24 protein-coding genes are annotated in these 22,016 nt (G+C 60.3%); 7 read left to right on the top strand and 17 right to left on the bottom strand.

What is annotated here, in order from left to right:
• The first annotated feature begins 137 nt into the window (after window positions 1-137).
• Entirely contained in the window at window positions 138-998 is an 861-nt protein-coding gene (locus ACFPN2_RS25125; RefSeq protein ID WP_380601734.1) for a WD40/YVTN/BNR-like repeat-containing protein, read from the top strand.
• Between the two features lie 34 nt (window positions 999-1,032).
• On the opposite strand, the gene ACFPN2_RS25120 is transcribed toward ACFPN2_RS25125, so the two are convergent.
• The 4 genes from ACFPN2_RS25120 to ACFPN2_RS25105 all read right to left on the bottom strand — a co-directional run bounded on the left by ACFPN2_RS25120 (window position 1,033) and on the right by ACFPN2_RS25105 (window position 4,182).
• The gene (locus ACFPN2_RS25120; RefSeq protein ID WP_380601733.1) at window positions 1,033-1,593 is read right to left on the bottom strand and encodes a methyltransferase family protein; all 561 of its coding nucleotides are present in this window, start codon (window positions 1,591-1,593) and stop codon (window positions 1,033-1,035) included.
• Window positions 1,594-1,819: 226 nt separating this feature from the next.
• The gene (locus ACFPN2_RS25115; RefSeq protein ID WP_380601731.1) at window positions 1,820-2,677 is read right to left on the bottom strand and encodes an MBL fold metallo-hydrolase; all 858 of its coding nucleotides are present in this window, start codon (window positions 2,675-2,677) and stop codon (window positions 1,820-1,822) included.
• A complete protein-coding gene (locus ACFPN2_RS25110) occupies window positions 2,649-2,861 on the bottom strand; it encodes a DUF6210 family protein (RefSeq protein WP_380602837.1) in 213 nt (70 codons plus the stop codon). The genes ACFPN2_RS25115 and ACFPN2_RS25110 overlap by 29 nt, the downstream gene beginning before the upstream one ends.
• Before the next feature lie 298 nt (window positions 2,862-3,159).
• Window positions 3,160-4,182 (bottom strand): DUF4303 domain-containing protein, encoded by a 1,023-nt coding sequence (locus ACFPN2_RS25105; RefSeq protein WP_380601729.1) that lies wholly within the window; start codon window positions 4,180-4,182, stop codon window positions 3,160-3,162.
• Window positions 4,183-4,387: 205 nt separating this feature from the next.
• Between ACFPN2_RS25105 and ACFPN2_RS25100 the strand changes: the two genes are divergently transcribed.
• Window positions 4,388-4,915, top strand: coding sequence for a hypothetical protein (locus tag ACFPN2_RS25100; RefSeq protein WP_380601727.1), 528 nt, complete (start codon window positions 4,388-4,390; stop codon window positions 4,913-4,915).
• A gap of 382 nt (window positions 4,916-5,297) precedes the next feature.
• Here ACFPN2_RS25100 and ACFPN2_RS25095 read toward each other — a convergent pair whose 3' ends face one another.
• The 3 genes from ACFPN2_RS25095 to ACFPN2_RS25085 all read right to left on the bottom strand — a co-directional run bounded on the left by ACFPN2_RS25095 (window position 5,298) and on the right by ACFPN2_RS25085 (window position 8,225).
• Entirely contained in the window at window positions 5,298-5,804 is a 507-nt protein-coding gene (locus tag ACFPN2_RS25095; protein WP_380601725.1) for a hypothetical protein, read from the bottom strand.
• A gap of 142 nt (window positions 5,805-5,946) precedes the next feature.
• Window positions 5,947-6,777 carry an oxidoreductase gene (locus ACFPN2_RS25090; RefSeq protein WP_380601723.1) on the bottom strand — a complete coding sequence of 277 codons (831 nt, stop codon included), beginning with the start codon at window positions 6,775-6,777 and terminating at the stop codon, window positions 5,947-5,949.
• A 29-nt stretch (window positions 6,778-6,806) separates the two neighbouring features.
• Window positions 6,807-8,225 (bottom strand): MFS transporter, encoded by a 1,419-nt coding sequence (locus ACFPN2_RS25085; RefSeq protein ID WP_380601721.1) that lies wholly within the window; start codon window positions 8,223-8,225, stop codon window positions 6,807-6,809.
• Between the two features lie 141 nt (window positions 8,226-8,366).
• On the opposite strand from ACFPN2_RS25085, the gene ACFPN2_RS25080 reads away from it, so the two are divergent.
• Complete coding sequence (locus ACFPN2_RS25080; protein WP_380602835.1) at window positions 8,367-9,236, top strand: LysR family transcriptional regulator; 870 nt, start codon at window positions 8,367-8,369, stop codon at window positions 9,234-9,236.
• A gap of 475 nt (window positions 9,237-9,711) precedes the next feature.
• Here ACFPN2_RS25080 and ACFPN2_RS25075 read toward each other — a convergent pair whose 3' ends face one another.
• Window positions 9,712-10,107 carry a hypothetical protein gene (locus ACFPN2_RS25075; protein ID WP_380601720.1) on the bottom strand — a complete coding sequence of 132 codons (396 nt, stop codon included), beginning with the start codon at window positions 10,105-10,107 and terminating at the stop codon, window positions 9,712-9,714.
• 609 nt (window positions 10,108-10,716) lie between these two features.
• Here ACFPN2_RS25075 and ACFPN2_RS25070 point away from each other — a divergent pair.
• Entirely contained in the window at window positions 10,717-10,959 is a 243-nt protein-coding gene (locus ACFPN2_RS25070) for a hypothetical protein (protein WP_380601718.1), read from the top strand.
• A 294-nt stretch (window positions 10,960-11,253) separates the two neighbouring features.
• On the opposite strand, the gene ACFPN2_RS25065 is transcribed toward ACFPN2_RS25070, so the two are convergent.
• Entirely contained in the window at window positions 11,254-12,630 is a 1,377-nt protein-coding gene (locus ACFPN2_RS25065) for a serine hydrolase domain-containing protein (RefSeq protein WP_380601716.1), read from the bottom strand.
• Between the two features lie 177 nt (window positions 12,631-12,807).
• On the opposite strand from ACFPN2_RS25065, the gene ACFPN2_RS25060 reads away from it, so the two are divergent.
• On the top strand, window positions 12,808-13,320 hold the full coding sequence (locus tag ACFPN2_RS25060; protein WP_380601714.1) for a MarR family winged helix-turn-helix transcriptional regulator: 513 nt from the start codon (window positions 12,808-12,810) through the stop codon (window positions 13,318-13,320).
• A gap of 239 nt (window positions 13,321-13,559) precedes the next feature.
• Here the strand turns inward: ACFPN2_RS25060 and ACFPN2_RS25055 are convergent, their stop codons facing one another.
• From ACFPN2_RS25055 to ACFPN2_RS25040, 4 genes are all read right to left on the bottom strand, one after another.
• Complete coding sequence (locus ACFPN2_RS25055) at window positions 13,560-14,222, bottom strand: SEL1-like repeat protein (protein WP_380601712.1); 663 nt, start codon at window positions 14,220-14,222, stop codon at window positions 13,560-13,562.
• A 217-nt stretch (window positions 14,223-14,439) separates the two neighbouring features.
• Window positions 14,440-14,643 (bottom strand): DUF3806 domain-containing protein, encoded by a 204-nt coding sequence (locus ACFPN2_RS25050; protein ID WP_380602833.1) that lies wholly within the window; start codon window positions 14,641-14,643, stop codon window positions 14,440-14,442.
• 156 nt (window positions 14,644-14,799) lie between these two features.
• Window positions 14,800-15,090: a hypothetical protein gene (locus tag ACFPN2_RS25045; protein ID WP_380601710.1), complete on the bottom strand. Its 291-nt coding sequence runs from the start codon at window positions 15,088-15,090 to the stop codon at window positions 14,800-14,802.
• A gap of 207 nt (window positions 15,091-15,297) precedes the next feature.
• Window positions 15,298-15,783 carry an LEA/WHy family protein gene (locus tag ACFPN2_RS25040; RefSeq protein ID WP_380601708.1) on the bottom strand — a complete coding sequence of 162 codons (486 nt, stop codon included), beginning with the start codon at window positions 15,781-15,783 and terminating at the stop codon, window positions 15,298-15,300.
• Between the two features lie 147 nt (window positions 15,784-15,930).
• On the opposite strand from ACFPN2_RS25040, the gene ACFPN2_RS25035 reads away from it, so the two are divergent.
• Entirely contained in the window at window positions 15,931-16,299 is a 369-nt protein-coding gene (locus ACFPN2_RS25035) for a copper resistance CopC family protein (protein ID WP_380601706.1), read from the top strand.
• Window positions 16,300-16,302: 3 nt separating this feature from the next.
• Here ACFPN2_RS25035 and ACFPN2_RS25030 read toward each other — a convergent pair whose 3' ends face one another.
• Entirely contained in the window at window positions 16,303-17,145 is an 843-nt protein-coding gene (locus tag ACFPN2_RS25030; protein ID WP_380601704.1) for a copper resistance D family protein, read from the bottom strand.
• A 173-nt stretch (window positions 17,146-17,318) separates the two neighbouring features.
• Between ACFPN2_RS25030 and ACFPN2_RS25025 the strand changes: the two genes are divergently transcribed.
• Window positions 17,319-18,821, top strand: coding sequence for a S10 family serine carboxypeptidase-like protein (locus ACFPN2_RS25025; protein WP_380601702.1), 1,503 nt, complete (start codon window positions 17,319-17,321; stop codon window positions 18,819-18,821).
• Window positions 18,822-18,841: 20 nt separating this feature from the next.
• On the opposite strand, the gene ACFPN2_RS25020 is transcribed toward ACFPN2_RS25025, so the two are convergent.
• The 3 genes from ACFPN2_RS25020 to ACFPN2_RS25010 are packed head-to-tail and all read right to left on the bottom strand — an operon-like array spanning window position 18,842 to window position 21,999.
• Window positions 18,842-19,852, bottom strand: a complete 1,011-nt coding sequence (locus ACFPN2_RS25020; RefSeq protein ID WP_380601700.1) for a dipeptidase — start codon at window positions 19,850-19,852, stop codon at window positions 18,842-18,844.
• Between the two features lie 48 nt (window positions 19,853-19,900).
• A complete protein-coding gene (locus ACFPN2_RS25015) occupies window positions 19,901-21,472 on the bottom strand; it encodes a S10 family peptidase (protein ID WP_380601698.1) in 1,572 nt (523 codons plus the stop codon).
• Window positions 21,469-21,999 (bottom strand): cupin domain-containing protein, encoded by a 531-nt coding sequence (locus ACFPN2_RS25010; RefSeq protein WP_380601696.1) that lies wholly within the window; start codon window positions 21,997-21,999, stop codon window positions 21,469-21,471. Before ACFPN2_RS25010 ends, ACFPN2_RS25015 begins: the two co-directional genes overlap by 4 nt.
• Window positions 22,000-22,016: the final 17 nt, after the last annotated feature.

Raw genomic sequence — 22,016 nt, 5'->3', positions numbered from 1 at the left:
TGAGGTCTAACTCATCAGGGCGGGGTTTCATCATAGTCATCTTCAGAGGGTTGACAAGCCAGTTGTTCCGCTCGGCAGAGAGCCCGGTCAGAATTCGTGTTAGATAGGGATCATTGAACCAAGGCAAGGAAGTACGCTTGTCCAGCAAGAGGCAGTCTTTGACTTTCTGCGCCGCTGTCATGGCGCTCCTGGCGATGATCCCGGCTGCGTGCAAGCGCCCTGCGCCCGAGCCATCGGCACCCGCTATAGAGTTCCTGACCGACACGTTCGATCTTGATGACCTCGGCTGGATGTCCGAACAGGCGGACGAAAGCGGAGTTGATCTCGACGTGAGCGGATTGTGTGCGATCGACAAAGACGTCGCTGTTCTCTTCGGAGGCCTGCGCGTCCCTGCCGGCACGATCCGCTCTTTCTTGCTGCGGACCGCCGATGGTGGCAGGACCTGGCATGAGGTCATGCCCGCTGTTCGCGGCAGTGAAGTGACGCATGTCACCTTCACAGACGATCTGCACGGTTGGGCGCTCGCGCTGTGGACTGTCGAGGGGCCCGGCACGATGCTCCTGTCTGGCTCGGTGGACGGAGGCCGAACCTGGCGTCAGCTTACAGAGATACAACGCTCGGAAGGCCACGCTGTACCGGACGGTTGGCCTCTGACCCTGACCTTCGCCGATGCATCGACGGGGGAAATCGAAATTGCCTATGACGGAGAATCTGCGTCTCTCAATGATCCTTCGCTCGTGGTCGAAACGCTCGTGTCTGACGACGGCGGCTCGAGCTGGAACATGGTCGGACGCGAGACGCGATCGGTGCCGCCCGAGGAAGCACCACCAGCGAAGGAGTGCGGTTTCAACACCACCGACTGGATACTCGACGTACCCTCAGGCGAGGAACAGTCAATCACCGTTCGGCGCTTCGATCGCCAGCGGAACCGTTGGCGATCGATGACGCTGCCACGGCATTTGCGATACGAGCGTGGGCGCGTCGTGCCGTTACGGTAAATGCGCCCGGTCGGTAGTACTGCCGTATCGGAAACTAGTATACGAACGGGATCAGCCGCTTCGTCCGCCGCTGATAGCTCGCGTATGCTTCCCCCAACCCCTGCTCGAGTGCGCGCTCCTCCACTCGAATCCGATACGAGAAAACAATCACTACCGGTACCAGCAGTAGCATCGACCAGATATTGCCGATGCACAGCACGAACCCGAGGAACTCCAGGAGCACCCCGGTATAACTGGGATGACGAACAAACCGATACGGCCCCGTGTCGATGACGCGCTGACTCCTGGCGATGCGCACATCCACGGTGAAGTAGGCCCCGAGATAGAAGATCGCATACCAGCGCAGGGCTGCGCCGCAAACGAAGATGGCGACACCCACCACCCGCATCAGCTCGACATCGCGGAATCGGCCCTCGGGAAACGCGCCCGCGACAACGAACGCCGCCGTAAGGCTCACGGCCACCATGATCCAGATGAGCCGGAGCGACCCTGCATCCGATGCAGCATCCTGCTTGCCGCGACGTTTGGCGATGGCCAGCAACGCCTCGGATGCTCCGAAGATCAACCCAACTGCCAATGTCACGTTCTGATTCATCCGCCAGCCTCATCCATCTGAGCAAATGTCAACGCTTCCGCATCCATGTCGACCCACGGCGGACGACAGCCTCCAGCACACGAAGCCAGTCTCGATCACTGGGTCTCCATGTGTGCGGTCCAAAATCGGCAGTCGCGGACAATATACGATACTCACGAGACGTCCGGTGACCGATTTGGGTCGGCGACTGCCGTCCGGCGCAGCGCTCTTGAGCGCTCAGTAGCATTCAAATAGATGGTGGAGATATGTCGCAGTGACGGCCTCGCGTATGTCGAGTTGCGGTTTGAGCCAAGTGCTGCGTCCATGCCAAAGCGTCGCCCGCGATCGGGCCATGGCCAGGGATGGTGAATTGGCGAGTGGGATAACGCTCCGCGAGTCGAGCCAATGTGGCGGGATACGCCGCCAGATCAGAGTCGCCGGGAGTACCACCTGCAACATCGTTTTGTATCGTTGGTCGGAGCAGGCATCCGCCAAAGAGCGTGCGGCTTTCCCCATGCCAAACTGTGATGTTGTCGCGCGTATGACCCGGTCCGGGAAAGAACAACTCGACCGGCTCGATCACGACCGGGCCTCGCTCCAAACCCGCCAGCGGTTGCGGAATTGGGAATCCGTAGGCCTGTGCTAGTCCCACGGTGTACGGATGAGCTAAGACAGGGATGTTGGCGGCTCGCATCGCCTCAATACCGCCTGTCCGGTCAGCGTGAAAATGGGTGGCGATTGCTCGCGTTACGCGTTGGCCCGTTACCTCTCTGGCAAGGCGGAGAAGTTGCTTGCCCTCGTCTCGGGTGCACCCTGTATCGACGAGGATCGCGCCGGACCGGTCAGCGATGATAAGGCCGTTTGCCGGGACGATCACGTTTCCTTCAATCTCAAACGTAAAGCATGTGATCCAGACATTGGTTGTGAGCGACTTGATCCAGAGCGTCCGACTCACACGGCGCATGTCAGCTACAGGAAGCCCGAGGATGTCCGGAGCCCCATCAGAAATGGCCCATGCGGGTGTCGCGCTGAACGCAGCGATCGCTGCAAGCAGGCTTCGTCGACTGAGCGTCAGGCTAAGATGAGCGGGCGCGCGGTCGTTCATACGTCTTGCTCCTAGTCGCCGGTTCCGTCGTGAGGGCTGACACGATGACGTGCACCCAGGCTTCCCTCGACTCCGGGAGCATCGAACGATCCAAACGAATGGACGTGATGCCATGGCGGCGCAGTGCGCTGTCCACCGAATCTGCCCGTACATCGTCCAAGCAATTCCATGCACCGCGAAACATGCCCGCCAGCGTTGTTAGTTCCGAGCGGCCAAGGTCAGGGAAGTCATCAAGCTCGACAATCATGGAGAGTTCAGTGGATGCAGGCAGTTCCGAAGAAGCGCGACACGATGTTCGGGCTCCAATGCGTTGCGATTTAGAGGTACCGATGGATCGTTTGGCATCGGATTGTAATTCAAACTCGCTGGACGCGGGGGGCAGTCGGTCGACTGTCCGGGTGAAGGGATTTGCCTCGTTCCTGCGTTGCCGATCAGGATTCGAGTCCGTTAGCGTGGCTCGCACGGGCGCGGAGGTTTCAGCTTTATTCTGCGGCGGCTTTGATCTTTCGGAAGTATGCATCCAACGTGGTCGATTGGCGGCCCCTGAGTTGCTGCTCCACGGCGCTGTGCGGCCAAGTCTCCACTCCACGGGCGCCCGCCTGAAACGTTCGCAGTTCGCGGAAAGGATGCTCCTTGCTGTGTATCGACCACGTGCCGCCGATGTGCCGTTTCATGACCTCGCCGACATAGGCGCCCAGGTCAAAGATAATCGCATCGATCTCTGGATCGTTGTCCGAAAGCGTCCGGCGCACACGCTCAATCAATGCATCGGCATGGCCGAGGCTTGCCTCGGAATAATCGAGCGTCACGTCGAACCTGCCGAGGGCCAATCCGACCGCGCCTTCCGCCGCAAGCGACATCTCTTGGTTCGTGCGTAATCCGCGTTCCGAGAGGGGCAGATACTCCAGCAAATTCATATCGCGATGGGTTAGATCTACTTCCGCGCGCAGACGCTCCACTACCGAGTGCGGATTCAACCGTTCAGCCCTGGTCATGAACTCTGGATCGGAAGTGTCACCGCCAGTAATACACACGCCGATTGCGATACGCTCCCGGCGCACTCCTGTGCCGAAAATGCCGTCGCGATCCATGGCCTGCAATGTTTCGATGCACAGTTTCTGTAACGTGCCGTCGAACGTCTCATAGAGTTGCGTCCGCTCGGCCTCGCGGAGCAGATCATTGACCTCGTCGAAAGGCCACGCCGCTCGATACCAGCCGTCCTGCGGGCTTCCCCACCGGAATGCGGAGCGGACCGCCGCGACTGGGTCCAGTGTCTCAAGAGGCTTCAGCTTCTCAAGCTGCTCAAGGGCGTATCGAGTCAGTTGCTCCTGCGTTCCTATCGCGCCTAAAACCGCAAAGCCATCCTTCGTGCACTCGAAAAGGAACGCGTAGAGCGTTTCGCGAGGTTGGATGCGCGAAATCTCCCGGAGCTGGGTTTCTGCAGCGGTACGCAGGGCGGCGCAGATGCGTTCTATTGTCACTGTTGGCTCGGTATGGGTGGTCATGCTGTGTTCCTGACGGATCGCGGACGATTATGAGACAAGTTGAGCGCTGGAACTAAGCGGAGCGTAGTGGCCCTCTGTGGAATGGTCGGCCGCTGGCGGTGCCGTGCTCCCAAGCGCTCAGTGGCCTTGAGTGGACGCAGGTAGTTCCCAAGGAGCGCTACGCATATCATGGTCGCCGGGACGGCTAAACGAACGAGAAGACGGAATGGAACTGCTTCCCTTGGATGACCCACGTTGGGCGGCGTACCGACGCGGATACAATCGTGTGCCATTCGACGTTGTTTCTCTGATTCGCCGGTTACAGCAAGAGGGGACCTCAGATAAGTTCTGGGAACTTGTCTGGGATGAGTTGCATCACCAGGGCGATGTGGGTGAAGCGTCATACGCGCTCGTGCCCTATCTCGTCGAGTACCAATCTCGTCAACGCGATCTCGACGAGCAGTTATTCCACTACTGCGTAGTGATCGATCTGGCGCACCCGGAGAACAACAACCCTCCGATCCCGCCAGAACTCGAAATTTCCTATGCCAAGGCACTTCGCAAGCTTCCCGTTATCGGAGCGGATCTGCTGCGGCGGGGGTGTGGGGAGGCGGTCGTTATGGGCGTCGCTGCAGCTACCGCGCTGGCCGCTGGTCATCGGGTGCTCGCACGGGCCTACCTTGACTTCGGACGCAGCGACGCCCTCGAATATCTGCGGAGTCTCAATGGGTATGAGCCCGGCCCGGACGACTAGGAAGTCAGCGGGCATGCCATGATGCGCGCCTCATGTCGAGGCCCTGCGCTACCGGCGCGACTCGGCGCGAGGTCGCGTGATCAACTGCACGTGGCCGACGCGTCACACTGACGTCCGCTTTGTGTCGCAACGTCTGCCCGGTGCACCTGTTCAAGTAGCGCTCGAGGGCGCTCAGCTGAATGCAGGAAATTCCGAAGATGGGAGTTGGTCTGTTCCTGCAGTGCCCGTGCGGATACCTGTGAGGTGACACACGACTTGTGTGCCTGCCTCGCTAGCTGAGCGACTAATAGGGCAACATGGCATGCTAGACGCAATCTCGCCGACGGCAGCTCATTCCCTATGCTCAATTGCGATTTCTATGCGCATGCACTCGACCCGCCAATCAGCCAACATCTTCGGCGTGCATTGGGCGTGTCATCTTCTGCCTCCGTAAGTAGATCACTTGTGCCGTGATCCCGACGATGAGCGCGACTAGCAGGCTTGCTTGCGCTCCTATGAGCAGCGGCGAGTTCAGATCTGTAACAAGTGGATGGCCATCTGGCACCCGACGTGAAGTCTCGCTGACAGCTGGAACCGCCAGAAAAAATGCGGTGAGGGTCAGGCAGATGGTTTCTGTGTAGACGCCTGCGCGCCCGAGTCGCTGCGTGAGGCCGACGCCGTAACCGGCGAGCAGCAGTATCAGCGTGACTACACCGATGGCGTTGCTTGCCGGCTGATGTGCTACCGAGAAAACCGTGGCAGCGCCTATCAACATCGAAATGAAATAGATCGTGCCCGGCCGGGATCTAGGAACGATGCGGCCGTGGCGAGCGAACATGTAAATGGCCAAAGGGATGGCCGGCAAGCTACCGAGCGTATGCGCCCAGCCTGGAGGGGAAATTCCAAACATCGTAGTGGTCCTATGCATATCGGAATCAGCACGCTGCGCGCCGCGAGCAGCGTCAAGACCATGTCGGCCTGCAACGCCTGCCTCGGCGTCTCAATCTTGGACACGCCGTTGACTTGCCTACCTGAAGCACTGCCCGCAGCCCTCAATCGAAATCGGTGGCGATGGCGAGCGGGCGCCATGCGTCAAAGTCTTTGCGGAACGCTGCTAGCTTGCGATCGGCCATGGCATAGGCAGCCGGCCCCAAGGGCAGATGCAAGGGTGGGTTCTCGCTATCGACCGCTTTCAAGATCACGGCGACCGCCTTGGCTGGATCGCCGGTCTGCTTGCCGTGGTTGCTGTCGCGGTACACGCGTCGCTGGCCTGCGGTTTGGCCATAGTCGCTCATCTGGCGCCGGGCCATGGTAATCGAACGACCTAGGAACGCCGTGCGAAACGGGCCGGGCTCGACGATGATGACGCGCAGGCCGAGCGGGGCGACCTCCTGGTCCAGTGCCTCGGACAAGCCTTCAACCGCAAACTTGCTGGCGTTGTAGTAGCCCGAACCTGCCGTTCCAGCAATTCCCGCGCCGGACGACAGGTTTACGATGCGACCACCGCGCCGCTTGCGCAGTGCCGGTAATGCCGCGCGGGTGACTTCGATCAGCCCGAACACATTGACCTCGAACAGGGGGCGGTACTCCTCGGGCGCTGTTTCTTCGATCGCGCCGAACAGGCCGTGGCCGGCGTTATTGACCAGCACGTCCAGACCGCCGAAAACTTCGGTAGCCAACGCGACCGCAGTGGTTGACGTTTCCGGCCGCGTCACGTCGAGGGCGCATACATATACCGTCTTCGGGAACTGCAGTGCCAGATCTCGCAGCGTCTCCGGGTTGCGAGCCGTTGCTACCAGTTGATCGCCACGCTCCGCGACAGCACGAGCGAGGTGTTTGCCCAGGCCGCTGGAGCAGCCGGTAATCATCCAGGTCTTCTTCATCTGTTTCTCCTTTCGCTCATTGTCGAGCCTCAGTACGTTCGATTTGCTCGTCGCTTCCAGCTCAGTCCGGCTGCGAGTGCGAGCGCTGCACCTATGGTCAAGCAGGCCAGAGCAAAGCCGAGCCGCACGTCCTGAGCGCTCGCACCATCAGGGGCGATCGCGAGGAACAGTCCGCCGACCATGGCGACGCTCACTGCGGCGCTGATCTGCAAGGTGGCGTTCACCAGGCCCGAAGCCAGACCCGCCCATCGCGCATCGACATGGTCCACGTTCGAGCGCACCAACGCGGGCAGCGCGATGCCTTGCCCGGCGCCGATCAGAAACAAGGGCAATGCGAGCCATGACGGCGCACCGGCAACAGCCAGCGCCGCGACCACGACGAGACCGAGCACCTCCAGCAGCATGCCGAACGCAGCTGTGCGCGAACCCATCCTCCGGGCAATGTGAGGGCTGACCAGTGGACCGAGGAAGAAGCCAATGCCGAGCGGCAGGATCGCCAGGCCGCTTGCCAGTGCATCGTGGGCCAGGCCGATCTGTTCGTATGCTGCGAACACCAGGAAGAATGCAGCGAGCGAATAGAAAAAGAAGGTCGATGCCAGGCTGCGTCGCAGACCATGCACGGCCAGAAGCGAAGGCAGAACGAGAGGTGTCCTGTCGGCGATCTCCTGTGCCTTCTCGTAACGCCAGAAGACGAGCAACAATGGAATGCTCAGGATCAGCAGTGCCATACACCACCATGGCCAGTGGTGCTCCCGTCCCTCGATAGGCGGTACCACGAGAGCGAGCAAGCCGGCCGCCAGCAACAGCGCTCCCGGCACGTCCAGGCGTGCCGAATGCTCGAACCGGCTCTCACGCAGCAGCACCCACGCCGCTGGAACGGCGAACACCACGATGGGAAGATTGATCAGAAAGACGCTGCGCCATCCCAGTCCCCACGGACTGGTCGAAACCAGCACACCCCCGAGCAGTTGACCAGCCACGGAAGCCAGGCCGAATGTCGCGCCGTACAGACTGAGCGCGCGGTTCTTCTCGCTTGCCGAAAAGATGGCGTGTATCGAGGCCAATGATTGCGGCGCCATGATTGCCGCCGATATCCCTTGCAGCAATCGGCCGACGACGAGCACGGCCGGTGATGGTGCCAGACCACACAATGCCGAAGCCACGCCAAAGCCAACCAGGCCGCCGATGAATATGCGCTTTCGGCCGTAGAGATCGCCTAGTCGGCCACCCAGGATCAACGTGACGGCATAGGCTGCGGCGTACATCGAGATCATCAACTGCGAGACGTCCGCCGAGGCGTGCAGGTCTGCACGGATGGCGGGCAGCGCCACGTTGACGATGAAGAAGTCCAGCGGCGGCAACAGTGTGCCGGTCAGCAGGACAGCCAGGGCGAGCCAGCGGCGGGGATCAGAAGTTGCTGCCGCGGCGGCTTGAGTCAACGCAGTCATGTCGTGAGATTCCAGATGAGGCTTGCCCGGAACGGGCCAGCACCGACCCAACCAAGTGAGCGCGATGGTGATACCGACAGGATTGTTTGTGGACTGCCATTCCTGCATATTTCTTGTGCATTTTTGAACGGGGTCCGTGGCGTGGAGTGGAGCGACGTCCAAATTTTTCTGGCGGTAGCCCGCGGTGGTTCTTTCGGCGAGGCCGCCCGGAGACTGGGCGTGAGCCATCCGACGGTGGGTCGCCGAATAAAGGCCCTTGAAGATGAAGCAGGACAGCCGCTGTTCCGCAGGACGCAGGACGGGCTGGTGCTCACAGACGCCGGCGACGGCGTGCTGTCTCTAGCGGAAGCCATGGAAAATTCTGCGCTCTCGATGGAAAGGCGCTTGGCGGGCAACCACGAACGTCTCGAAGGAATCTTGCGGATATCGTCAGCGGATTGGTTTGCTGGCTATGTTCTGGCTCCCGTCCTGGCCGAACTGGGGCGCCGTCACCCGGCTGTTGTGCCGGAGGTGATCGCGAGCTACCGACTGCTCGATCTTTCACGTCGTGACGCCGACGTAGCGTTTCGTATCGTGCCCTTCAGCGAGCCGGACATTGTTCAGCGCCGCTTGATGAGCATGTCATACGGTCTTTATGGCTCGCCCGAAACCGCACGTGCAGTTCAGGCCGATCCGGCATCAGTGGGGCTCATTCTCATGAATACGGCTCAATCCCACTTTCCAGATGTCGCTTGGCTAATTGATAAGTTCCCGCTTTCACGGCGTGCCTTCACAAGCACGAGCCGAAGCGTTCAGGCGCAGATGTGCCTGCGAGGCATGGGCATCGCAGTGTTGCCAAGGCCGCTTGGCGATGCATTACCTGGGTTGCAGCGAATCGACACGCCGGATCCACCTCCGTCGAGAGATATCTGGGTGGGTTATCACCACGACTTGCGGCATATGGATCGGTTGCGCGCGATGCTGGATATCGCCGATACGGTGCTGTCGAGTTCCACGATTGCAGCACATTGAGCCGGCCATCACGGCGGCCCCACGAGCAGCTTTCATCAGGCATGAAGAACGCGACACCAACAGACACTCAAGCAAAGAAAAAACTCATCACAGTCGCTGATGCTGCAGTCAAGTTGATTGGCATGCTCGTTACGATAGAGAGCTGCCATTGATGTCGCCTCACAAGTCGCTGGTTCCAGCTCGCAAAGGTAATGCACCTTTGCTTGCGGCACATTGGCGGCGATGGTCCGCTCAGCGCGTTTGCAGTCCGCTTTCGAAAATTGAAGTTGACCGTTCTGGGGGGCGAAAGCGGCCGGCCGATGCAGCGCTCCTCAGCGTTCAGTGGATGCAGATAATTCCGAAGAGGGGCTACGCGATGTTCCTGCGGTCCAGGCGCGGATACGCGTGCGTTGACCGCGAGATGCCTACTTTCGACAGATGCCTCGCAAGACTTCGTTGGCTCCGCGACCGATTGCAGACCAGCTCGACTACCGGACTAAGTGGCATCGGAACCTGAGGTGCCGCCACGTTCACGCGAGTAAAGGCCGATGAACCAGAATGCCGCTGCGGTCGGGGCGCCCATCGATACCGTGGAGAAGATCGGATTCAGCGCTGCGGAACGCGGGAACCACTCGGCGCTCATTGAAAGCGCCACGCCAGGCATCGCGCCTAGAATGGCCCCAGCAATGACATAGTGAGTCAGCCGAACCCAGCCCTTGCGCTGCAGGTACTCATGCAACGGCATTCCAGTCAGGAGTGCCATGACATACGAAGTTCCCAGCATCAGCATCTGATCGATGCGGCCGGGCTCGGTGAAACCCGAAAACAGTTGCGCCGCTAGCGGGCCGAGTGCCGGCGCGACGAGAAAAGCTAGAATGATTCGCCAGTTCATCTGCAGGCACTGTTGGTCTCGTTCGATCTTGATAGCTATCATCGGCTAAGAACTGAAGTCGCGGAAGCGATCTGCGTCACGTTCGAATCGATCTTAGCTCATGATGCCTCACCGGCCTCCTTTCGTGATCGGCCGCGCTTTGCGAGCGGGAACGTGGTGGAGGTCTGTAGATTCGTGCGGAGCGGTTCCGATGAAGCGCTAGGCGCTGTTCCTGCGGTACCGATTCGCGTTCGGGTGAGATGATGAAGGGGCCACGAGTTCTGCTGCTCTAGAGTCACCAAGGCCCAAGTAGCAGCATTGTGGCAATCGACAAACAGAAAATCACAGCTCCGGCGAGGGTCCGGTATGCGAGCTGTCGCTTGCGCGGGGTAGGCTGCTTACCCGGCAAAGGTAATCCGGGCATTCCCCACAAACGCAAGTATTGTTTGTAACTATGCACCGCCAGCACGAAGCCGGAAAGACATGCGCTGAGTAGTATGATTAGAACAGATATATGCATGCGCTGCGCCCGTTCGTGTGGAACCTCAAAACTACAACATCGCTGCCCGAAAAACTTCGGATTGTGAACCGTCGCTAGCAAACTGCCGACACCATTCTGATGTACGGCCTTTGACGCGAACACCCAAAGCATCGCTCCGAGATACCGTCGCGGTCGAGCAGGAAGTGGTGCCGGGTCGCTGGAGTTGCACGGACTTTAGCGGCGTTCAGCGGAATGGTTCCGATGAAGCGCTACACGGTTCGAGTACGATGATCGTTCAGGGCATCCGTCACTCCCGCCACATTGGCGTGCTTGCGCGGGCGGCTGCTGACGATGAAGTCATTCGCTACTTCACCATGGCGAAATCGCGATGAAGAAGCCAAGCTTCCATTGAGTTGACGCCCAGGATGCTCGTGCCTCTGTACACCCAACCAAGCAGCAAATTCAGTTCCGCATACGCAATCAATTTTTCCTCGTACTCTCAACCAAGGGAGTCGACGAAAGGGCGGCCATCCAGCCGGAAATCTTTTTGTCCTGAGACCTTCATCCGCCAAAGACTTTAGCAGCACAGGGAAACTGGCCGGCGTCAGAACTTGCAGTTTCGTTGGTACGAGGATTGCTGAGCAGGGACCGACCATGACACGCTCGGAGTATGACGCCGGCATACGCTAGCGCAGCGGCAGCCTGGCGCCGATATAGTTCGCGACGTTGACGGCATGCGGATGGCCACGATTGGACAGCACGATCGTGTGGTAACCCGAGTCAGGATATGCCGCGAAGTCGGCGTTGATGCCGGGGGCGCTGCCGCCATGGCCATAACAGGATGCGGCATTGCGGACCGCGACGCGCAGGCCGAGCGACCATTGGGCACTTCCCGCCGCAACCCGCGCGCGGGTCAGCAGGTCGAGATGGGTCGCATCGAGCAATCGCGTTTCGCGCAGGGCGGCGGCAAAAAGATGCAGATCACCGAGAGTGGAATAGCCGCCGCCGGCGGGCAGGCCGACATAGAAGGGCAGTGGCTTCAGTCCGGTCTGTGCCGCGCCCGTACAGGGCTCGGCGGTATTCGCGTAGGACGCGAGAGGCGATGTCGATGTCATGCCGGCGATGCGGAAGACGTGCGTGTCCAGATAGGCGTCCCAAGGCACGCCCGAAACCTGCTCGACGATCGCCCCGAGCACGATGAACCCAAAGTTGCTGTAACCCCAGCGTGATCCGGGCGGGAAAGCAGGCTCCCTGTTTCCGAACAAGCGCACGAAATCGGACGGGGTGCGCAGCTCAGCCTGGTGCGCGTCATAGTCGGCGCCGAAGAAATCGCCGGTGCCGCCGCTGTGGGTGAGCATATGTTCGACCGTCACCTGTCGGGCGAGCGATGTGTCCGGATAGGCCGGCAACAATGTCGCGATCGTGTCGGTCAGGCGCAGCCTGCCGTGTTGGACGAGTTGAAGCACCGCGACGGCGATGAACATCTTGCCCATCGAACCGATGCAGAAGCGTGTGTCCGGCGTCGTCGCGCGCACTGGCGCGACGGTTCGGGTGCCATAGGCTTCGCGGAACAGGATCCTGTCGCCGTTTGCGACCAACACGGCACCGGAGAAGCGACCGCCCGCCGCTTCGGCGCGAAGTTTGCGGCGGAGCTGTTCGAGCGCCTCTCGCTCACTCAGCCGGCGCACCGAGAAATCGGTCGGCGGCGGTGCGCCGAGGAAGGACAGGTCGTCGATTCGCCCGTCGCCGATCGTAAGCACGACCTGAGAGAACCGGTCCCAGTTGCGGTCTCGCACCCAGGCGGTGATTTCTCGCGGCCCGGTCTCCTCACTCCGGAGCAGGATGAAGCCGCCGGAGGCCTCGCGAAGACCTAAATCGTCATCCAGATAGGGGACCAGGAGCGGGATATGCTCACGCACGAACGCCGCATAGGTCGAGGCGCGAGCGTTGTTGAAAGCAGCCAGCCATCGCGCGAGCCATTGTCGGGACGTGACGGCAATCGATGTGGCATTGTTGGTGCGCGCCGATGAAGGTAGCGAGGCCAACGCCAGCGACGCGCTCACAACGAAATTACGCCGAGTCAATCTCACTGGCAGTCCTCGTTGGTGTTGTTCGCTCAGAGCCCACGGCCGCAGACTGCGACGATGCGCTCCGCATAACAAATTCGTTTTCGCTTGCAGACAGATTGCGTAGGTGCCTACCATTCTGTCAACATTCAAAGTAGGGGCATCATCAAAGCAATGGATTACACCAAGAGTATGGGCGGAGCGGCGCTCGGCGCCCGCTTGCGTCGACTGTCGGAAGCAATCGATCGTGATGCAACCCGCGCCTACGCGACTATTGGCATCAGATTTGAGCAGCGCTGGTTCGGCGTACTCAATCAGCTGGCGCTCAACGGCCCGATGACGGTCAGCGAACTCGCCGCGGCGCTACGCATCACTCGTGCTTCCGTGAGCCAAACACGCCAGTCGCTCGAGGATGCGGGAATTGTCGGAACGGAAGAACATTCATCGGACGCAAGGCAGCGCCACTTGGTGCTGACCAATGTGGGCTCGAAACTGATTCGCCGCCTAAAGCCTCTTTGGCGAGCCATGCATGATGCTGCCCTGGAGGTCAATGCTGAGGCCGACAACGCAGTCGCCGCGCTCGACCGTCTGGACGAGGTTCTCGCTCGTCAATCGATGTTCGATCGCATAATGGAAAGGCTCCCGCGGGCCGACAACGATCCCAAACCTCGGTCGGCGAAGCCATAGTTGCACCCGCAGTCAGGCAATCTGCTTTGAGCACGCAGAGCGAGCGCTTCTGAAGATCGAATCGTCGCTTGGGTCAAAACCTGCCGCGCGACACTATCCGTGCAGCACTCAAAAGCGCTCAGCAGCTCGCAGTGGAATAGTCGCGGAGAAGCGCTACACGCTGTTCCGGCAGTCCCGATGCGCGTCCAAGTACGGTAGCAATCTCACCAGTGTGCGCGCTGACCGGACTCGCAGTTTGGCTATGGCAGCGAATAGCCGCAGAGATAGAAAGTCTTCTTCGGGATCTCACTCATTAGGCCCACCACTCGGGATTGCCCACTCGAAAAAACGCTCGAATCTGCTTCAGTAAGTATGGTGCCAACGGCGGATGCTGCGACCTGGCGCATGGAATTCGTCGGAGCATGGTTCTGCGCAACAGTCGCCCATGCAAACGCTTCGATAATGTCCCGTGGAAAGCCCAGCGTACCGTTCTTGTATGCTGCCGACAGGGACAACTGTGCGCCCGTGTCGCCATTCTTGGCGGCGCGAACTATCCACTTCTTTGCTTCAGCTGGATCTGAGTCGGCGAGTGCTACGCCCAGAGCACCAGCAGCGCCCTCACAGCCACCCGAGGCAGAGCTGCGCAGCAGTGATATTGCAGCAAGGCGATCATCATTCATGGTGAGCATGGTGAGCATGGCGAGCATGAATTGCGCCACCGCGTCGCCAGTGGGAGCGATGGCGCGAAGTTCAGCAATGAATGGCGATGGATCCGTCCTGCCGTCTCGTACGCGAAAGGAGTGACTTGCAAATGCCTCTTGGAATGCTACGGATGGCGTTGGTGTCTCCGCCGCCGAAGAGGTACTCACGCAAATCAACAACAACGAGCAGATCATCAAGATCAGGGACTGTTGCATGCTCATGACTTAACACATATCCAGGGGGTGTGTACGTTGTGGTTTTTTTTGGGTGGTTCACGGCGAATCCTGCGCTCGAACCTGCGCTCGAACCTGCGCTCATCCAGGCAGATTGCTGCGGCATTCAGCAGCCTTCGGTGGAATGATACCGTAGTAGCGATTTGCGATGTTCCTGCAGTGGCCACCCGCGTTCGCGTTCGGTAGTTATCGGTGCGGATTGGCCTCAGGAGGCGTACCAGGCGTCTTCGACCAACTCTTCCAGTCGGCGAGTGAGGCCGTCGAACAGTTCCACTACGTCTGGCAACTCTCCGTCCTCGACGCGTTTAGAGAGCATGGTCCTGGGAAATGCCAGTAAGCTGGTCCGCTTGTAGCGAATCGCTGGGTCGCGGCCGTATTCGTGTGCTCGTCTCCGGGTGCCGCCTCCAATAGTTCCACCTCACCGCCATGCTTGGGGATTCGGAGCAGACCCACTCGCCGTGGCTGACCCTCGAAACTATAGGTTGCCCAGTGCTCGTTCTCTGCGGTCTTCACGATTCTGACGTAGAAGGCCATGGCTCGATTCCGTTCGGATGATTGGCGCGGCTCACTTCACCACCTCAATTTCGACCAAGCTGCCATCTGGTATCTCCGACTTCTCGATTCCCCGTAACAAGTAGGCCTCCTTCTCGAGTGGCTGCTGTTCCCGACGAATAAACCACTCTTTGAACGCTTCGGTGGTCACCTTAGAAGAGTCCGGTCGGGTGATTGTGGCACGCAGTGTCTTTCCGACCGGTAGTTCCGTTGTTTCGCCGATCACTACGACCGTTCCCCGTCCTGTGATATTGAATCGTTCCTCGATCAGGAATCGTCGCGAACCATTCATGTCTACGCTCATTGCCGGCTCCACGCCGATTATGCACGATTGCACACGTGAACTGCCGGAAATGGCGACCAGGTGCTACACGCTGTTCCTATGATCGCGATCCGAGTCCGCGTGAGACAATCGCGCTGCGTGCGTTGGCCCCGACCGGAATTGCGTAGACGTGGGCGGTCTTCCACAGAATTGTTCCGAAGAAGGGATTTGAACCTGCCGCCAATACGTTCATCGGGCCGTGTCATCGACATCCGTGCCCATTGCCGGCAAATCGAATTCACCTTGCGTGCGGAACCGCAGGCTGTTGAAGGTCGAGCCGTTGAGCTTGCCTTTCATTTCATAGGTGATCGTCCCGCTGCCGCCGCGGCGGATCATGTCGACGGCCTGGCGTGCCATGCTAAAAGCGGAAACGGTGACGGGCACGCTGATGACGGCGTCGCCGAAGCGCGGCACGCTTCCGCTAGCGTCGGTGACGCCGGTGGCGAAGGTCTTGCCCTGCACGTTCATTTCGACCGCCACGCCGTTGTAGTCGACGGGTGCGTCGTTTGGATTCTGCACGCGTAGTTTCACGAGCATGCGCAGCTCCAGCCCTTGGCCCTGAAGCGGCTCGATGCCGGCAACCGTCACCTGGAGTGGATCGTGCCCGCGAAGGGACGCGCAACCTGCCAATGCCACCAGTGCGAACGCGAGCAGTATGAGACGTCGGACGATCATGCGAGGGCCCCTTCAGCCGCGGTTGTATTCAGTCTGCCTGTCATTCGCGGATCTTCAATAGGTACAGCGCAGGCCCGTCCCGAAATCCGCTGCCGAGTGCTACGATGGCCGCCGGCGGTGGTCAGGGACTCGAGCAGGAGGATAGCGATGTCGACTCGTATGTTAGCTGCGCTCGTAATGACATTCATCGCGACGGCGGCGATGGCTCACTCCACCTTGAAGAGCACGGTTCCGCCCAGCGACTCGGTCCTGTCGGCGTCGCCGCCCGAAGTGGTCATCAACTTCAACGAGCCTGCTCGTCTGGTCTCTGTGATCGTGGCGCGAGCCGGGGCGCCAGAGCGGAAGTTGCAGTTCACGCCCGTGGCGGAAAGCACAACGTTCAATGTTGCCGCGCCGGCCCTGGAGAACGGGCGGAACGAAATCAAATGGCGGGCCTTGTCGAAGGACGGTCATCCGATCAGCGGCACGATCGTCATCGTCGTGAAGCCCGCTGCGGCGACACCAAAGTCGCCCTGAGCTTCACTCGCCCTGGTGAGGCGACGTGTATGTTGTGAGGATCGCGGTCGCAATGAGTACCGCACCGATGCAAATCAGCTCTGCGTCAATCATGCGGCCTAGCGAGCGTGCGGCGCGCACATCGCCAGCGACCAGCTGAGGGGTGAGACGAATTTTGTTATAGCTGGCAAGCCCGAGGGCGATGCCGACTATGGCGATCTTCACAGCCAGCCACTGCCCGTAACCGGACAGCCACGGATCGCGATCGAACTCGACCAATGCGCCGACGAGCAGCAGTCCGGCGATAACCAATCCGCCGACCAGGCCGAAAGCGATCGTGCTGAAGCGGCGTACGAGTGTGGCCGCTTCGTTAAAATCTGCGTGCAAGCACGCATCTCGTAGAACCCAAAGCGCTGCAAACCACCACGCCGCCAGCGACACATGCAGGAGCGCAACGAGTCCCGTGGTGAAGCCCTCTGCCGCTGCATGACCGTTGAATGCGAAGGATGCCGTGACGAGTATTGCGTTGCTGAGCTGCATGGCTCGAGCGGACTCGCCGTCGTGGGCGCCCAAGAGGAGAAGGGCCGAACCGGTGACTTGCAGGCAGATCGCCGCACCGACCCCGGAAAGGAACACGGCTGAGAGCGTGGCGGTGTCGAATTCTCCGCCGAGCCGGAAGATCAAACATACTGCATTCGCAAGGGCGGCAAGAATCGTGAGCGCTGCTCCTCGCTGCGACAGTTGCGACAGAAAGCGCACGCTGTCCGGTTGGGGGCGCAGTGTGGCCTGAGCGAAGACGGCGCCGGCGCCGGCGAGAATTCCCGCGTAGAGCAGCGCCTTGAGCATCATGGAGAGTGCATCGAGCATTCAATTCATCTCCAGGCCGGTGAGCGCATCCTGCGCCGCGCTCCAACTCTTTGCGGCAAGGGTCGAAAACGTTCGAGAAGCGGCATTTGACGCTTGCCGGCATCCTATCCAGCGGCCCGGTTGCGGTAAACATCGTGCAATGAGGCGGTGTGCAATCAAGGGGTGCTGAAGCGATGTTGCGATCGATCTGGATCGTTGTGGGATTGGCGGTGTTGTTGGTAGGGCAAGGAGAGGCGGCGGACCTGGCCGAGGTCGACTCCGTCAAGGTAACTCACAGGTCCATAACACTGCGTAACGGGCGTCATCTTGCATACACTGCGCGAGCAGGGTTCCTGCCGTTAGTGAACGATGCGACCGCCGAGACGACCGCTCATGTGTATTTTGTGGCTTACACGGTCGATCAGAAGCCTGACGCACAACCGAGGCCGCTGACTTTCTTTTTCCCAGGAGGCCCGGGCGCCACGCAGACGCTCAGCAAGCAGGGGCCGAGGCACGTTCAGGTGGCGGAGGGCAAGGCCAGGATAGTAGACAATCCCGACACCCTGCTGGGCGCCACCGATCTGGTCTTCATCGATCCGGTGGGGACGGGCTACAGCCGGATGACCAAGCCGGAGTACGCATCGCTCTTCTATAACATCAAGGGCGATCGCGACTCGCTGGTGGAAGTGATGCGCCTCTACCTGCAAAGATACGATCTGTTCGAAAGCGATCTCTTTCTGAGTGGCGGCAGTTGGGGCAGCGTTCGCTCGATTCTCGTGGCCGACGCCGCGATGAAACGTGGCATCCCCATTCGTGGGATCATGATCAGCGCCGAGGGGGCGAGCCTCGCACTGATTGGCACCGACACTGCCTTTGCGAATTTGATTCCTGGCTTTGCCGTGGTTGCGCAGGCGCACGGCAAGTTGCCCGCCGACCTGCAGGGCGATAGAAGCAAAGCGATTGCCGAAGCAAAGGCCTGGGCCACGGACGTGTACCTGCCTGCGTTGGCGAAGGGCAATACGCTTTCTAACGAACAGCGACACAGCATCGCGGTACAGATGTCGCGATTCTCCGGGCTCAAGCCGGAGGTGGTCGAATCTCATAACTTGAGAGTCGGTGCGGAGGTATTTGCCAACGAGCTGTTGCGCGATGAAGGCAAATCCGTCGGGTTCTACGACACTCGCATCGCCGGCCCCGCTCAGACGGGAGCCTACGATGCAACCAAAGATCCTTCGCTGATGGCTCGTGGCGTCGCTTATCCCAGCCTGGCCGAGCGTCATCTGCTCAATCGCGAGCTCGGGATGGTCTCCAGCAACTACTACGCGGGACCGTTCGGCGGTGGCTGGCCTGTTCGCGAAGGGTTCGAGGATTGGATGGCGGTCAAGTGGGGCTTCAGTCTGAATCAGGAGCCGGTAGGCGAGGGCGTCGAGATCGTTCTGCCCACGCTGATGAGCATCGTCGACAGCGGGGTCCGTGTGCTGATCGGGATAGGCTACTACGATTGGGCATGCCCGCCGTTCGGAGCGGATTACGTTGCGTCACGCGTTCCTCCGAACCAGAAGGATCGGGTCCGCGTGATTCACTACGAATCAGGGCATGGCGTTCCGGAGGCGCAGTTCGGCGCGGATGCGTCCGCGTTCATGACAGAGGTCCTAAAACTTCCGAAGACGACGAGCCCGAGCAACGTGGATATGTAGCGGGGACCAAGGCGCGCGACTTACTTCCAAACGTCGCGCGCCACTCGGGCCAGATTTCCGCCCATGATGGCTGCCACCGCGGACTCGCTATAGCCACGAGCCAGAAGCAACTCGGCAATTTGCGGAAACGTTTCTGGCGGCGCGAGCTCTATCCCGTTCGGATACTTTGCGGGCGGATAGGACTCGGGATGCGCCTTCACGAACGCAGCCACTTCGCTTTGATCGAAAGCGTAGTCGAGCCCGATGGCCACGTGCTCGGCGCCGATCAGATTCACCGCGTAGTCGATGTGGCGCACGATGGTTTCGGCGCGGCTATCGTTGTCGCCCAGAAAGATGCCCACGCCGTTGATGCCCACCACGCCGCCGGTCTTCGCGCACGCGCGCATGGCTTCGTCGGTGATGTTGCGAGAATGTTCCCACACGGCACGAGGATTCGAGTGTGAAAAGATGACGGGCTGGCGTGCTGACTCCAGGATCTCCATGGCGCTACGCTGGCCTATGTGCGAGCAGCAGACGATCATCCCGACACGCTGCATCTCCTCCAACACCGCGCGGCCGAGATCGGTCAAGCCTTTGTCTTCATCCTGGCAGCCGCCTGCAAGCGCGTTGGTCCGGTTGTACGCGAATAACATCCAGCGCACTCCGAGATCGTAGTACAGCGACACCATGCTGGCCTGTTCGAACAGCGGATTGCCGCCTTCGATGTTGAAGAAAACGGCCAGCTTGCCTGCGCGTTTGGCGAGCTCGATGTCTTCGAAGCGGCCGACGAGTGCATAGTCAGTCGCGTGAGCTTGCAGCCAGTGCCGGAAGTCGGCGATGAGCTTGATCGTGTCTTCAGGCGGCGCGGCGTCGAAGCCGACATTCAAGCCGACCACATCGACTCCCGAACGACGGTGGCGCTGCAGGTCCGCCACCGACTCGGCGCGACCGGTCCGGATCGTCGTGCAGGTATGGTTGTCCCATATCAGCGAACGAGCGAACAATTCGTGCACTGCCGGGGCGGCCTGCTGGTTACTGTCGATCATTCCCATTCTGGTCTCCTACGCTTCAGCGCTATGCATCTTACGGCCTGCATGTCGCTACGGCGACGGGGTGGCTGGCGATACACTCTTGATCGCATCCTGAAGGGGACGATGGGTCACGAATGCGCGCACGTCGGCCGTGAACTGGGCAAGGCCGGCCTCATCGGAGTACAGCATGTGTCCGCCGGGATAGTAGGCAATCGAAGTGCGGTCGCCGGGAAGATCGAGCATTGCGTACAGCGATTCCGTTGAGCCGGTGGAGCTGGTCGCATCGAAGATTCCCTGCGTGACGAGCAGCCGAAACTTCGTGTTCGCGCGCATGTGCTCGCTCAGCACCACGTCCAGGGTCGGGGCGGGAGCCTTGATGTAAGACCAGCCATCTTCGTATCGATAGGGATCGGGAACGACCGAAATGTAAGTCCCCAGCCCGCTGACTTTCAGGTCTCGTTCGGCGTAGCGCTCCATGTTGGCGGTCAGGCCGGCCGTCAAGGCCGACCAGTCGCGCTGATCGTCCGGCACGCTGGCGGAGGCGGACTCGGTTTCGCGCCCGTCGAATTGCAACAGCACGCGACCCTGGTCCTTCAGCAGTTCGCGCCGCAGATCGCCAATACGCAAGTTGTTTGCGAGGTAGTAGGCGGCAGGAATTCCCGTCAGTGCCGCAAGCCGTGACGCGATCCGCTCGCGGCCGGTTGCGTCGAGTCGGTTGCCAAGTAGCAAAGCCTCGGCATATTCCGTTCGCCCGAACGCTCGCGCCTGGTCCATGGCTTCCCGCACGGTCTGATGTTTGTTGTCGATTTTGCCGTGATACCAGGCGAGAGCCGCGGCGTCGGGAAGGCGCGAAATTGCGTAGACGATATCGAGACTGCTGCGCCGTGCGATGCTGGTCGGCCCGTTATACCGAATCGCCTGCGACACCATCACCAGGCCGTCGATGAGAATCTTTGGGTTCGCGAGAGCGAGATCTCGCGCAAGCGCCACGCCACGCAAGGTGCCGTAGCTTTCGCCAAGAATGTATTTCGGCGAATCGAGCCGGTTGTTCACTGTCAGCCAATGAATCATCAGCTGCGCGATGGAGTAGGAATCGCCGTCGATGGAATGGAAGTCGACCTTCGCGCCGGGCAGCATCCGACTGTAGCCGGTATCCGCCGGATCGATGAATACCAGGTCCGCGGTGTCGAGCACCGAATACACATTGTCGATCAGCGGTGTTTTGGGATCGGATTGCGCAGCCGTAGTGAACGGCGTCATTCGTTTCGGCCCGAGTGCGCCGAAGTGCAACGTATTCGACGCGCCACCGGGGCCGCCGTTGAACACGAAGATGACGGGGCGAGACGAGGGCGACCCTGCGGCTTTGGCGACGTGCGCGAACGTGAACATGCTCGCGGCGGGTGTTCCGTCCGGACCCTTGACGATGGTTTCAGCCACCGTTGTTTGGTAAGCGACCTTCTTGCCGCTGAACAGGCCGCGATGGTTGCTTACGAAACGACGCGGACCCGGCTCGGCACTCACGTTGATAGTGGGCCACGATGAAGGCGAGACATCGCCGAGCGTTGCCGCGGTGCTGCTCAGGCAGGCCAGGATCAGTGTGAGTGCAATCAATGTTTTCATGGCGATAGGCTCAGTCGTCATTCGCGAATCATTGCGACCAGATACACGCGAAGATTGTCTTCGTGGCTGGTGTTCTCGATACCGTGGGCGACACCGTTCGGTGTGAATACATGGTCGCCGGCGGTGACGGGCACGGATTGTCCGTCGATCTGCATTTGGCCGCTGCCGGAGAGAATGTAGTAGAACTCGTCGAACGAGCCTTCCTTCTCATCGCCCACATTGTGGGTGTGCACGCCTTCGCTGGCGCCCGGGGGAATGTCGTAGATCAGCAGCACCGCTGGCTTAGACGCTCGGTCGTCGCGGAAAAAGAATTTGATGTCGATGGCGCCTTTGCCCTCGTGCACGTTCTTGAGGTGCATGACGCCAGAATCGTGGCGGTCGTTGCGATGTTTGTATGGGTGTAAGGAAGGTGTCGTCATATCGAGCCCATGAGCCTTTTTGAACGCCATGGCAGCGGAAAGCGATGCCGCGGCAGCTGACTGCAATGCTGCTCTCCGCGTAAAGCGGCCGGTGGGTGGGGTTGGGCTATTCCCATCATCCGCCTTCATTTGAGCTCTCCATCCGG

The sequence above is a fragment of the Steroidobacter flavus genome (assembly GCF_042651805.1).
Classification (GTDB): Bacteria; Pseudomonadota; Gammaproteobacteria; order Steroidobacterales; family Steroidobacteraceae; genus Steroidobacter; species Steroidobacter flavus.
Note: the sequence above shows the minus strand (reverse complement) of the source record. Positions and strands in the feature narration are given on the sequence as shown.

Bases quoted from the DNA above. Each gene is read 5' to 3' on its own strand.
- ACFPN2_RS25120 (WP_380601733.1), bottom strand. From the start codon at position 1,593: ATGAATCAGAACGTGACATTGGCAGTTGGGTTGATCTTCGGAGCATCC.
- ACFPN2_RS25115 (WP_380601731.1), bottom strand. From the start codon at position 2,677: ATGAACGACCGCGCGCCCGCTCATCTTAGCCTGACGCTCAGTCGACGA.
- ACFPN2_RS25110 (WP_380602837.1), bottom strand. From the start codon at position 2,861: ATGTTTCGCGGTGCATGGAATTGCTTGGACGATGTACGGGCAGATTCG.
- ACFPN2_RS25105 (WP_380601729.1), bottom strand. From the start codon at position 4,182: ATGACCACCCATACCGAGCCAACAGTGACAATAGAACGCATCTGCGCC.
- ACFPN2_RS25100 (WP_380601727.1), top strand. From the start codon at position 4,388: ATGGAACTGCTTCCCTTGGATGACCCACGTTGGGCGGCGTACCGACGC.
- ACFPN2_RS25095 (WP_380601725.1), bottom strand. From the start codon at position 5,804: ATGTTTGGAATTTCCCCTCCAGGCTGGGCGCATACGCTCGGTAGCTTG.
- ACFPN2_RS25090 (WP_380601723.1), bottom strand. From the start codon at position 6,777: ATGAAGAAGACCTGGATGATTACCGGCTGCTCCAGCGGCCTGGGCAAA.
- ACFPN2_RS25085 (WP_380601721.1), bottom strand. From the start codon at position 8,225: ATGACTGCGTTGACTCAAGCCGCCGCGGCAGCAACTTCTGATCCCCGC.
- ACFPN2_RS25075 (WP_380601720.1), bottom strand. From the start codon at position 10,107: ATGAACTGGCGAATCATTCTAGCTTTTCTCGTCGCGCCGGCACTCGGC.
- ACFPN2_RS25060 (WP_380601714.1), top strand. From the start codon at position 12,808: ATGGATTACACCAAGAGTATGGGCGGAGCGGCGCTCGGCGCCCGCTTG.
- ACFPN2_RS25055 (WP_380601712.1), bottom strand. From the start codon at position 14,222: ATGAGCATGCAACAGTCCCTGATCTTGATGATCTGCTCGTTGTTGTTG.
- ACFPN2_RS25045 (WP_380601710.1), bottom strand. From the start codon at position 15,090: ATGAGCGTAGACATGAATGGTTCGCGACGATTCCTGATCGAGGAACGA.
- ACFPN2_RS25040 (WP_380601708.1), bottom strand. From the start codon at position 15,783: ATGATCGTCCGACGTCTCATACTGCTCGCGTTCGCACTGGTGGCATTG.
- ACFPN2_RS25035 (WP_380601706.1), top strand. From the start codon at position 15,931: ATGTCGACTCGTATGTTAGCTGCGCTCGTAATGACATTCATCGCGACG.
- ACFPN2_RS25030 (WP_380601704.1), bottom strand. From the start codon at position 17,145: ATGCTCGATGCACTCTCCATGATGCTCAAGGCGCTGCTCTACGCGGGA.
- ACFPN2_RS25025 (WP_380601702.1), top strand. From the start codon at position 17,319: ATGTTGCGATCGATCTGGATCGTTGTGGGATTGGCGGTGTTGTTGGTA.
- ACFPN2_RS25020 (WP_380601700.1), bottom strand. From the start codon at position 19,852: ATGGGAATGATCGACAGTAACCAGCAGGCCGCCCCGGCAGTGCACGAA.
- ACFPN2_RS25015 (WP_380601698.1), bottom strand. From the start codon at position 21,472: ATGACGACTGAGCCTATCGCCATGAAAACATTGATTGCACTCACACTG.
- ACFPN2_RS25010 (WP_380601696.1), bottom strand. From the start codon at position 21,999: ATGAAGGCGGATGATGGGAATAGCCCAACCCCACCCACCGGCCGCTTT.